The sequence below is a fragment of the Poseidonocella sp. HB161398 genome, from assembly GCF_005870025.1.
Taxonomy (GTDB): domain Bacteria; phylum Pseudomonadota; class Alphaproteobacteria; order Rhodobacterales; family Rhodobacteraceae; genus Mangrovicoccus.
Map to the genome: position 1 here is coordinate 54,972 of NZ_VATA01000039.1, position 11,325 is coordinate 66,296.

The window sequence follows — 11,325 nt, forward strand, 5'->3', positions numbered from 1 at the left end:
CCGCAGCCCTAGCAGAAGGGCGGCCCAGATGAAGGACAGGCCATGCTCCGCCTTGCCGCGCTACTCTACAGCCTGATCGGCCCGACCCTGGCCGGAACCGGCACCGTGATCGCATTGGTTGCGGGCATTTCCAGCCTGGCCGGGCTGCTGCTTGCGGCCGGGGCGGGGGCGCTTCTGGCGCTGCCGGTCTCCTGGGGCGTGGCGAAGCGGCTCTACGCCGCCTGACCGGCATCGAGGAAGACCCGGGCCGCCGCCTCGAACTCGCGGGGCTTCTCGGCATGGAGCCAGTGGCCCGCGCCGGGGATCTTCACGAATCGCGCCTTGGGAAACAGCGCCTTGATCGCCGGACGGTACTCGGGCCGGACATAGTCCGAATTGCCGCCCGACAGGAAGAGCGCCGGGCCCGCAAAGCTGCCCTCGAGCGCGGGGAAGCCGATGACCTTGTCCATCTCGGCCGCGAGCACGTCGAGATTGAGCTTCCAGCGCTTCTCCTTCACCTCGAGGCTCTGCAGCAGGAAGGCGCGGATCTGCAGCTCGGGCACGGTGGCGCGCAGCCGCTGGTCGGCCTCCGAGCGGGTTTCGACCCCCTCGAGGTCGAGGCCCCGCATCGCGTCGACATACTGCATCTGGCTGTGGCTATAGCCCACGGGCGCGATATCGGCCACGATCAGCCGGTGGACCAGCTCGGGCCGGGTGACGGCAAGCACCATCGAGGCCTTGCCGCCCATCGAATGGCCGAGCAGGTCGACCGGGGCGCCGATCTCCTCGATCGCGGCGGCGATGTCGGCGGCCATGTCGGGATAGGACTGGGTCTCCGCGCGCGGGCTGTCGCCGTGGTTGCGCTGGTCGAGCGCATAGACCGGCCGGGTGTCCGACAGCCGCTTGGCGATGACGCCCCAGTTGCGCGCCGAGCCGAAGAGCCCGTGGACGATCACCAGCGGGGTGCCGCTGTCGATGCTGCCGTGGCGGATGATGTTGAGCATGGCCTGTTCCCTTGCGTCCCGGCAGCGGTATTGCGGCCCTCCGGCAACAGGTCAAGGCCCCGGAGGGCATGCGCGGCGACACGACTCGGCGAGCCGTGGCAGGCTCGGGGCCGCAGCGGAGGAGGACAGCATGCAGGACCGGATCAGCCAGATGTCCCAGGGCCTCGCGGCGGAGCTCCATGCCAAGCTGGGCCTGGCGCAGACCGGGCTGGGCGAACAGCTCGGCGGGCTGGGCCGGCGCGCGCCGCGCAGCGTGCGCAAGGCGCTGGAGGAAGTGGCGGAGGCCGAGCGGCTGGCGGAGAATCCGCGGCTGCTTCCCCGGATCGATCCGGCGCGGCTCGAAGCGGCGCACCGGCGGGCGAAGCTGTGGCTCGACGCCTACGATCCGGCGCGGCACCGCGCCCAGGCGCGGCGGGCCTTCCTGGCCGAGCTGGCCTTCAATCTGCTGCTCGGCACGGCGGCGGTGATCGCGGTGCTGGCGCTGACCGGCCGGATCGGGCCGGGGCTGCGCTGAGCCCGGCTCAGAACCAGTCGATGGCCAGATCGGCCTCGGTCAGGTGGGTCCATTCCAGCGTGATGCTGCTGGGACGGTCGCCGCCATAGTGCAGCACGGTGTCGAACCCGTCGATTTCCAGCGTGAAATCGGCATTCTCGCGGGCCATGCGCAGGCTGTCGGTGCCGGCCTCGAAATCGGTGATGACGTCATGGCCCTGCGGCGCGCGGGCGAAGACGAAAGTGTCGGCGCCGAGACCGCCGGTCAGCGTGTCATGGCCGCGGTCGCCCCAGAGCAGGTCGTCGCCGTCGCTGCCTTCGAGCAGGTCATTGCCGCTGCCGCCGCGCAGCAGGTCGTTGCCGTCGCCGCCATCGAGCTGGTCATGGCCCTGGTTGCCCTGCAGCAGGTCGTCCTCGCCGCCGCCGAAGATCGTGTCATTGCCGGTGCGGCCGTAGAGCCGGTCATTCTCCCAGCCGCCGTCGATATGGTCGTCGCCGCGGTCGCCCGAGAGGTAGTCGCAGCCATGGCTGCCGGCCAGGATGTCATTGCCGTCGCCGCCGCGCAGCGTGTCCTCGCCCCAGGAGCCGTGCAGCGAGTCGTCGCCCTGGCCGCCGGCCAGGTAGTCGTTGCCCCAGGAGCCGCGGATCGTGTCATTGCCGTCGCCGCCATGGACATCGTCATTGCCCTCGCCGGATTCGATGATCTCGTCGGCGGCCGAGCCGCGCATCACGTCGCGGCGGGCGGAGCCGAAGAGGGTCGCGCCGCCGGTCTCGGCAAGTGCCGTGGCCAGGATCGCGCCGGAGCCGGACAGCTGCCCGGCGGTGGTTGCAAGAGTGTTCCCGCCGGCTGCGGAAGGAACGACAAAGGAGACCGACTGCCACTCGCTGGCAGCCTCGTACAGATCGGACATGGAATACCCACCCATTTTTGCACGAAGCGGACTTGGCCCCCACAACCTAAGCGCCCGTTTCGAGCATCCTTATGCACTGCAGGGTCTGAAGGAGTCCTGAATTTTGCCGGGAGTGGCGAAAAAAAAATACGTAATAACAGTATGTTATTTGGTTTGGCGAAAAAGGGGCGGAAACCGGGCAGGGGCGGGACCGGGGCGTGGCGCCAAACGCGAACGGGCCCCCGGAGGGGCCCGCCGAACGCAGGATTGCCGCAAAGCGGCCCGTTTCAGAGCGTCGGGTAGATCGGGAAGGCGGTGCAGAGCTCTGCGACCTTGGCCTTCACCGCGGCCTCGACCTCGCCATTGCCGTCCTCGCCATTGGCCGCGAGCCCGTCCACGACCTCGACGATCAGGTCGGCGATCTGGCGGAACTCGGCCTCGGCGAATCCGCGGGTGGTCCCGGCCGGCGAGCCCAGGCGCACGCCCGAGGTGACCATCGGCTTCTCCGGATCGAAGGGGACGCCGTTCTTGTTGCAGGTGATATGCGCGCGGCCGAGCGCCTTCTCGGTCGCGTTGCCCTTCACGCCCTTGGGACGCAGGTCGACCAGCACGACATGGGTGTCGGTGCCGTTGGTCACGGTGTCGAGCCCGCCCTTCATCAGCTGGTCAGCCAGCGCCTGGGCGTTCTTGACCACCTGCGCGGCATAGGTCTGGAATTCGGGACGCAGCGCCTCGCCGAAGGCGACGGCCTTGGCGGCGATGACATGCATCAGCGGGCCGCCCTGGATGCCCGGGAAGATCGCCGAGTTCACTTTCTTGGCGATCTCCTCGTTATTGGTGAGGATCATGCCGCCGCGCGGACCGCGCAGGGTCTTGTGCGTCGTGGTGGTGGCGACATCCGCATAGGGGAAGGGCGAGGGGTGCTGGCCGCCCGCGACCAGACCGGCGAAATGCGCCATGTCGACCATCAGGTAGGCACCGACGCTGTCGGCGATCTCGCGCATCTTGGCGAAGTCGATCTGGCGCGGGATGGCCGAGCCGCCGGCGATGATCAGCTTCGGCTTGCTCTCGGTCGCGAGCGCCTGGACCTCGTCATAGTCGATCAGCTGGGTCTGGCGGCTGACGCCGTACTGCACCGCGTTGAACCACTTGCCCGACTGGTTCGGACGCGCGCCATGGGTCAGGTGGCCGCCCGCATCGAGGCTCATCCCCAGGATGGTGTCGCCCGGCTGGATCAGCGCCTGGAAGACGCCCTGGTTCGCCTGCGAGCCGGAATTCGGCTGGACGTTGGCGAACTCGCAGCCGAAGAGCGCCTTGGCGCGGTCGATCGCCAGGTTCTCGGCGATGTCGACATACTGGCAGCCGCCATAGTAGCGGCGGCCCGGATAGCCTTCCGCGTACTTGTTGGTCATGACCGAGCCCTGGGCCTCCATGACGGCGCGGGAGACGATGTTCTCCGACGCGATCAGCTCGATCTCGTCGCGCTGGCGGCCGAGCTCCTTGGTGATGGCGCCGAACAGGTCGGGGTCACGGTCGGCAAGCGTCTCGGTGAAAAACCCCTGGTCGCGATGCGGTGCATTCATGTCGTCTCTCCCTCTGCGGGTGGGCTCGGGCTGGTTGGGATGCGCGTCTTTATAACCGATCCTTGCCGGAGCAAAGCCCCCCAGTGGGCAAATCGTCCTGATCGGGCCTGCGGCATCCTCGGGGACTTGAGTTTCGCCGGGGCAAGGGTCATGAAAAAAGGGCAGGAATTCCGGGGGGCCGCGTGACGAAGGACCTGAAAATTGCGTTCCGTGCCAGTGCCTCGCCGGTCGCCCAGGCGGCGCTGCAGGAACTGTCCCGCTTCTACGGAAACGCGCCGGTGGACCGTGCCGATGTGGTGGTCGCGCTCGGCGGAGACGGCTTCATGCTGACCACGCTGCACGAGACCGAGGGCATGGGCCTGCCGGTCTACGGCATGAATCGCGGCACGGTCGGCTTTCTGATGAACGAGTTCTCGGTGATCAACCTGATCGAGCGGGTCTCGCGCGCCGCCGAGGAGGTCATCAACCCGCTGGAGATGCGCGTCGTCGACGAGGCGGGCGAAGAGCACCGGCGGCTGGCGATCAACGAGGTGTCGCTGCTGCGCGCGGGGCCGCAGGCGGCCAAGCTGCGCATCCTGATCGACGGGCGCGAGCGGCTGGACGAGCTGGTCTGCGACGGCGCGCTGGTGGCGACGCCCGCGGGCTCGACCGCCTACAACTATTCCGCCCACGGGCCGATACTGCCGATAGGGTCCGACGTGCTGGCGCTGACCGCGATGGCGGCCTTCCGGCCGCGGCGCTGGCGCGGGGCGCTGCTGCCCAAGACCGCGCATGTGCGCTTCGAGGTGCTGGAGATCGCCAAGCGTCCGGTGATGGCCGACGCCGACAGCCGCCAGGTGCGCAATGTCGTCTCGGTCGATATCCGCAGCCGCGGCGACATCCGCCACCGGCTGCTCTTCGATCCCGGCCACGGGCTGGAGGAGCGGCTCTTGCGCGAGCAGTTCGTCTGAGCCGCCTCAGAAGGCGCGGGCGATGCCGGCGAGGACCAGCGTCTCGTCATAGCTGAAGGCGTCAATGCCGCTGTCCACCCGGGTCGTCTCGATCTGCAGGTAGGGCACGAAGCGCGCGGCCAGGAAGAGGTCGGATTTCTCGACGCGGATCAGCGCCGTCCATTCGCGCTCGTCCGGGTTGCCGGCGAAGACCGGGCCGGGGCTGGTGAAGTCCCGCCAGTAGGCCCCGGCCATCGCCGTGAGCGACAGGCCCCAGCCCGGCTCGAGCCGCCCGGTCAGCGCCGCGCCGACCCGCGTCTGGTCGAGCGCGTCGTCGCGGGCCTCGCGCTGCAGCGCCGAGAGGGCGAGGGAGAGGCTGGCGCGCCCGCCGAAGCTCTTGCCCGCGCCGAGGGTCAGCCCGGCTTCCGTGCCGTCTCCGCCCCGGCCGCGCCCGTCGCGGATCTGCGTCAGCCCGGCGGAGGCGAAAAGGCGGCGGCCCTCGGCGTCGCGCCATTCGCCGGAGAGGAGCGCGCCCGTGCGGCTCTCGAACCGCGCGTCGGCGATGTCGCGGTAGCCCTGCGAGAGGGTGGCGGTCAGCGTCCGTGTCCGCGCGCTCTCGCGCAGCCCGGCGCGCAGCCCGTAGCTGATGTCGCGCAGGCGCTCGGGGCCTGCATAGTCGCCATGGGCGAAGGGCTCGGCAAAGGCCGTCACGCTGCGCCCGGGCCGCTCCAGCGCCGAAACCGGCAGGCTGGCCCGCGCCGAGACCGAGAAGCGCAGCCCGGTGGCGCGTTCGGAATTGCGCTCGATGGTGAAGGGCAGCTCCGCGCCGTTGACATTGGCGATGACCGTGTCGCTGCGGTAGCGGCGGCTGTCGCCGAGCCGGACGGCCGCGACATCGAGGCTCCAGTCGATGCCCTGCCGCGCGTCGATCCGCGCCAGATAGGCCAGCACGTTGCGGCGGACGATGGCGGGCAGGTCGGCAGAGAGCGCGAGCTCGAATTCCCGCCGCGCCTCGGCCCATTGCCCGGCCCCGAAATAGGCGCGGCCAAGCTCCAGCCGCACCCGCACCAGCGTCGGGTCGCGGGCCAGCAGGCGCCGGAGCAGCGGGATGGCGCGGGCGGGTTCGCCGGTCTCGATGGCGATCAGCGCGACGGCGAAGTCGCGCTGTGCCGTGTCGGGCTCCGCCCGCAGCGGCGCCGCCGCAAGGCAGAGCGCCAGCAGGAAGATCGCCCGGAGCGGCCTCACGGGCGCGGCCCCGCCCTAGTCCCTGACCGCGCTATAGGCGCCGGCATAGTCCCCGCCGCTGCCGCTGGCGCGGAAGGTGCCGCCGATCTCGGCCGCGCGCGGCCCGTAGGCGCGGGCATCCGCGCTGCCGGAGACGCCGTTGCCCGAGATGCTGCCGCCGAAGCCCGTGCCGGTGCGCGAGAGCGTGCCGCTGAAATCGAGATCGGGCACTGCCTGCGACGCGGTCGCGCCCGGCTCTGCCAGCCGCGTTCCGGTCGAGGAGAGGTCGAGCGACGCGAAATCGCTGGTCCGGATGGTGATCTCCGAAGTGGTGATCCCCGAGCCGGCCGGCGTCTCGGCATAGCCGATCGAGGTGCCCGAATAGCGGGCCGGGCCGGAGGGCAGCACGGCGGTCTCGTCGCCGAGCGCGAAGACGCCGAAATTGAACCGGTCGCCCGCGCCCTGCACCCCGCCCGGGCCGCTCAGCGTCGCCCAGCCCGCGAGGCCGGTATAGTCGCCGAAGTCATTTTCCGAGAGGATCAGCAGCTCGCTGCCCTGCAGGGCCACGATCAGCCCGTCATCGGTGACATAGCCGTCGTCGAGCTCGTCGAGGGTGATATGCGTGGTTTGGCCGCCGGTGGTCAGCGTGATCGCGGCAAGCTCGCCATTGGCGTCGGGGAAGAGGTCGACCCGGGCCGTGCGCGCGCCGCTGAGGCTGTCGACGCTGCCCGAGCCATCCGCGAGCCGGATCTGGCGGGACACGCCCGGCGCGGTGATCGCGTCCGGTGCGGTGCTGCCGCCGCCGCTGCCCCCTCCGCTGCCGCCTCCGCCGCCCCCGCAGGCGGTGAGCACGGGAATGAGCAGAAAGAGGACGGCAGATACTGCGCGCATGGCAATTGGCCTTTTCCGGTTCCCGCCCCCCACGGGAAGGAACAGCAAATCTGTCTTCGGGGCTATCGGCCGGCGGTTGTGGTGTCAATGTCGCCACCACTTTGAATAAAGCTGTAATAAGAAATGGTTAAACTGACCGAAGGGCAGGGCGGCAGGCCGGGCGCGCCATCGGCGCCCGGCCCGCGGAGCTCAGCTCGCGCGCGGGTAGCCGATGCCCGAGAGCGCGCCCTTGATCTCGTCGAGGATCGCCGGATCGTCGATCGTGGCCGGGGTCTTGAAGGTCTCGCCATCGGCGATCTTGACCATGGTGCCGCGCAAGATCTTGCCCGAGCGGGTCTTCGGCAGGCGGTCGACGACGCAGGCCAGCTTGAAGGCCGCCACCGGGCCGATCTTGTCGCGGACCATCTTGACGACTTCTTTCACGATCTCGTCCGGGTCGCGGTCCGTGCCCTTGTTGAGGCAGAGGAAGCCCATCGGCATCTGCCCTTTCAGCGGATCCGACACGCCGATCACCGCGCATTCGGCGACATCCGGGTGCGCCGCCAGCACCTCTTCCATGCCGCCCGTCGACAGCCGGTGGCCTGCCACGTTGATGACGTCGTCGGTGCGCGCCATGATGTAGAGATAGCCGTCCTCGTCCTTCATCCCTGCATCGCCGGTCTCGTAATAGCCCGGGAAGTGGGTGAGATAGGATTTCCGGAACCGCTCCTCGGCATTCCACAGCCCGGGCAGGGTGCCCGGCGGCAGCGGCAGCTTGACCGCGATCGCGCCCAGCGTGCCCGGCGGGACCTCGTGGCCGCCCTCGTCGAGGATATGCACGTCATAGCCCGGCATCGGCACGGCCGGAGAGCCGAGCTTCACCGGCAGCTCCTCGATCCCCAGCGGGTTGGCGGCGATGGCATAGCCGGTCTCGGTCTGCCACCAGTGGTCTATCACCGGCACGCCGAGCAGCCGCTGCGACCACTCGATCGTGTCTGGATCGGCGCGCTCGCCGGCCAGGAACAGCGCCTTGAGCGTCTTCAGGTCGTACTTGCCGGCCATCTCGCCCTTGGGATCGTCGCGCTTGATCGCGCGCAGCGCGGTGGGCGCGGTGAAGAGGATCTTGACCCCGTGCTCTTCCACCACCCGCCAGAACGTGCCGGCATCGGGGGTGCCGACCGGCTTGCCCTCGAAGACGATGGTGGTGCAGCCGGTCAGCAGCGGCGCGTAGCAGATATAGCTGTGGCCGACGACCCAGCCGACATCCGAGGCCGCCCAGTAGACGTCGCCCGCCTCGACCCCGTAGATGTTCTTCATCGTCCACAGCAGCGCCACCATGTGCCCGCCATTGGGACGGATCACGCCCTTCGGCTGGCCGGTCGTGCCGGAGGTGTAGAGGATGTAGAGCGGATCGCTGCCCTTCACCGGCACGCAATCGGCCGGTTCCACCCCGTACTGGAAGCTGTGCCAGGCGACATCGCGGCCTTCCTCCAGATGGGCGACCTCCTGCTCGCGCTGGAAGATCACGCAGAACTCGGGCTGGTGCGTCGACACGGCGAGCGCGCCGTCGAGCAGCGGCTTGTAATGGACCACGCGGCCCGGCTCGATCCCGCAGGAGGCGGCGATGATCGCCTTGGGCTTTGCGTCGTCGATCCGCACGGCCAGCTCGTTCGCGGCGAAGCCGCCGAAGACCACCGAATGCACCGCGCCGAGCCGGGCGCAGGCCAGCATCGCCTCCAGCGCCTCGGGGATCATCGGCATGTAGATGATGACGCGGTCGCCCTTCTCGATGCCCTTGGCGCGCAGCGCCCCGGCCAGCGAGGCGACGCGGCTCTGCAGCTCGCGATAGGTGATCTCGTGCCTGGAATGCGTGACCGGGCTGTCATGGATGATCGCGACCTGGTCGCCGCGCCCGGCCTCGACATGGCGGTCGACCGCGTTCCAGCAGGTGTTGCACTCGCCGTCGGCGAACCATTCATAGAGCGGCGCGTTCCCGTCGAAGAGCGCCTTCGAGGGCGCCTTGATCCAGTCCACCGCCGCGGCCTCGCGCATCCAGAAGCCTTCCGGATCCCCCTGCCACGCGGCATAGATGTCAGAATACGACATGCCTTCCTCCTTATCCCTGGGCGCAAGGGTAGCCGCTCGGGGACGTCCCGCAACGTGGCGGATTTGCCGCATCGGGGCCGGTGGAAACAGCTTTTTCGAATTGGTCCGGATTTAGGACCGGATTGCGCGTGCTAGCGCTCTCAAGCTGCGGGAATGGGCCGTTTTGTAAAGGAATTTTCCAATAAAAATCTCAGGTGTCAATGAATTCATGGCGCTTGCCGGGCAGTGCCGGCCGCTGTCCGGCGCTAACGCCGCGGAGCCGCCGATTCGGCACGGGGGAAGGCGATCGGCCGGTGGTCGCAATCTGTTAACCAAGCTGCGGCTAGTCTGCACCTGTCGTCCCAGCCAGGAGCTTCCGTGTCCGTGCGCCTACTCCCCGCCTTGATCCTGCTTGCGCTCTTTGTCCTAGCCGGGGCGCTGCCCGCGCGGGCGGAGGTCTGGAACTACCTGTCGGGCGGGCCCGGCGGCAAGCGCGCGGCGGCCTTCTGCGAGCTGGCCGCCGAGGGCATGGCCTGCCTGTCGCTGGGCTGCAGCGACCGCGAGGAGCTGGCCTTCTCCTTCCAGCCGCCGCTGCCGCTCCCCGGCGATTTCACGGTGGAGTTCTCGGTCGACGGCGGCCCGGGCCAGGCGGTCGACTTCGACACGCCGGTGAACCGTGGCGGCCCGGCACTTGCGCTCTGGACGCAGGACCGCGACGGCCCGCTCGCCGAGGCGCTGAAGCGGGGGCGCCGCGCGGCGCTGTCCTGGGAGGGCAAGAGCGGTCGGCAGGAGCTCGAGCTGACGCTGACCGGCTCGGCGCGCAGCATTGCGCAGGTGATGCAGTCCTGCCCCGATCCGCGGGCCCGGGTCGCGGATCTGATGGCCCATGTGCAGGCGCGGATGGCACCGGTCTGCCGCCGGGCGGGCATGGCGTTCGCCCCGCAGGAGGGCCTGATCGAGCAGGTGGATCTCGACCGCGACGGGCGCGAGGATGCGGTGATCCGCTGGTCCCGGGCGGGCTGCGGCGCGGAGGCGGAGTTCTGCAGCGGCACGGACTGCGACATCACCTTCCTGCGCAGCGATGCCGGGGGCGGGCATACGGTTGTGCTGACCGTGCCGGGCTACGACTACCAGGTGCTCGACCTCCCGGGCTTCGGTCCCGACCTGGAGGTCCACGCCGCCCCGTCCGCCTGCGGCCGGACAGACGACAATTTCTGCGCCCTCATCTACCATGTCCGCGCCGGCGTGCATCTGGAGATCGTCGGCCGGTTCTGACCCTCCGGGCCCGCAGGCCGGGCATGCATCGCCTGCGTCCTTCAGCCATTCTCCGGAACGTCGGCCCGTCGCGGCGATGCGGCGCGCGGAGCCTGACAGGTCAGGCAAAAGGCTCTGCCTGCGGGCATGACGTCGGCCGGTCGAGCCCGCCGGAAATTCCCGTCCCCGGGCACCAGGGTCCGCGCCGCCGCGCCGGAGATCGATGCGGTCCTCTGCGCCGTCCGTCGCGGCGCATGGCGGGCGGCACATCTCTGATTTGAGCTGTCTCCGGACCGGCCCCGGCGCCCGCCAGCTTGAGGGGGCGGAGACAGGTTGCCAGGTGTTTAGGTCATGTTGACAAAAGGCGTTGCCAGACTCGGACGGACGCAATGTCAATGAACCCGAGGAAACTCAGGGCGGTCTTGTCATAGCGCGTTGCCACCCGATGGCCCTGCTCGAGCTTGGAGAAGCAACGTTCGACCAGGTTGCGCCAGCGGTAGAAGTCGCGGTCGACAGCGCGCCATTCCTTGCGGTTCCGCCGCATCGGGATGACCGCCACGATATCACGTTCCTCGAGCTTTTCCCGTCCCTTGTCAGCATCATAGCCCTTGTCGGCGAGGAAATATCCGGGCTCCGGCAGCGCCTTCGTCACCACCAGGTCGACCCCCTTGATGTCCGCTGTCTCGGCGCCGGTGATCTCGCTGCGCATCGGCAGCCCAGTATCATTCACGCGGAGGTGGATCCTGGTCGTGAAGTGGAAGGCGGATCAGAAAACGATCCGCGGGATCGTTTTCCCGCCGGACAGTCGAGAACGGCCGAAACCTTCTTTCCGAGTCCCCCCTTGAACCCGCTGCCTGCTGACGGGCACGGATCACCATCCGGCGCTGCGCTCGGACCAGTGGCGCTTGCGCCTCATTGTCGATCATCTGGAGCCGGGCGGGCACGAGGTCGCTATCGTTGAGAAACAGGAGCATGGTCTCCCATAGTCCGGCATTCGCCATCGCGCTCGGACCGA

The 11,325-nt window shown here is 69.0% G+C and carries 10 protein-coding genes and 1 pseudogene; 4 read left to right on the forward strand and 7 right to left on the reverse strand.

Features of this window, described 5'->3' with window-relative positions:
• Window positions 1-42 precede the first annotated feature (42 nt).
• Entirely contained in the window at window positions 43-225 is a 183-nt protein-coding gene (locus FGX59_RS24465; RefSeq protein ID WP_138469757.1) for a hypothetical protein, read from the forward strand.
• Here the strand turns inward: FGX59_RS24465 and FGX59_RS24470 are convergent.
• A complete protein-coding gene (locus FGX59_RS24470) occupies window positions 213-983 on the reverse strand; it encodes an alpha/beta fold hydrolase (RefSeq protein ID WP_138469758.1) in 771 nt (256 codons plus the stop codon). The two genes, FGX59_RS24465 and FGX59_RS24470, sit on opposite strands and share 13 nt — an antisense overlap.
• A gap of 130 nt (window positions 984-1,113) precedes the next feature.
• Between FGX59_RS24470 and FGX59_RS24475 the strand changes: the two genes are divergently transcribed.
• Entirely contained in the window at window positions 1,114-1,497 is a 384-nt protein-coding gene (locus FGX59_RS24475; RefSeq protein WP_138469759.1) for a hypothetical protein, read from the forward strand.
• A gap of 7 nt (window positions 1,498-1,504) precedes the next feature.
• On the opposite strand, the gene FGX59_RS24480 is transcribed toward FGX59_RS24475, so the two are convergent.
• On the reverse strand, window positions 1,505-2,386 hold the full coding sequence (locus FGX59_RS24480; protein WP_171060812.1) for a calcium-binding protein: 882 nt from the start codon (window positions 2,384-2,386) through the stop codon (window positions 1,505-1,507).
• 266 nt (window positions 2,387-2,652) lie between these two features.
• Window positions 2,653-3,948: a serine hydroxymethyltransferase gene (glyA, locus tag FGX59_RS24485; protein WP_138469761.1), complete on the reverse strand. Its 1,296-nt coding sequence runs from the start codon at window positions 3,946-3,948 to the stop codon at window positions 2,653-2,655.
• Window positions 3,949-4,130: 182 nt separating this feature from the next.
• On the opposite strand from glyA, the gene FGX59_RS24490 reads away from it, so the two are divergent.
• Window positions 4,131-4,898: an NAD kinase gene (locus FGX59_RS24490; RefSeq protein ID WP_240722687.1), complete on the forward strand. Its 768-nt coding sequence runs from the start codon at window positions 4,131-4,133 to the stop codon at window positions 4,896-4,898.
• Between the two features lie 6 nt (window positions 4,899-4,904).
• Here the strand turns inward: FGX59_RS24490 and FGX59_RS24495 are convergent, their stop codons facing one another.
• From FGX59_RS24495 to prpE, 3 genes are all read right to left on the reverse strand, one after another.
• Entirely contained in the window at window positions 4,905-6,122 is a 1,218-nt protein-coding gene (locus FGX59_RS24495; RefSeq protein WP_138469762.1) for a lipopolysaccharide assembly protein LapB, read from the reverse strand.
• Window positions 6,123-6,137: 15 nt separating this feature from the next.
• Complete coding sequence (locus FGX59_RS24500) at window positions 6,138-6,992, reverse strand: transferrin-binding protein-like solute binding protein (protein ID WP_138469763.1); 855 nt, start codon at window positions 6,990-6,992, stop codon at window positions 6,138-6,140.
• A 189-nt stretch (window positions 6,993-7,181) separates the two neighbouring features.
• Window positions 7,182-9,077, reverse strand: a complete 1,896-nt coding sequence (gene prpE, locus FGX59_RS24505; protein ID WP_138469764.1) for a propionate-CoA ligase PrpE — start codon at window positions 9,075-9,077, stop codon at window positions 7,182-7,184.
• Between the two features lie 363 nt (window positions 9,078-9,440).
• Here prpE and FGX59_RS24510 point away from each other — a divergent pair, with 363 nt between their 5' ends.
• Entirely contained in the window at window positions 9,441-10,331 is an 891-nt protein-coding gene (locus tag FGX59_RS24510; RefSeq protein ID WP_138469765.1) for a hypothetical protein, read from the forward strand.
• Between the two features lie 328 nt (window positions 10,332-10,659).
• Here the strand turns inward: FGX59_RS24510 and FGX59_RS24515 are convergent.
• A pseudogene (locus FGX59_RS24515) lies at window positions 10,660-11,325 on the reverse strand (IS5 family transposase); the annotation flags it as partial.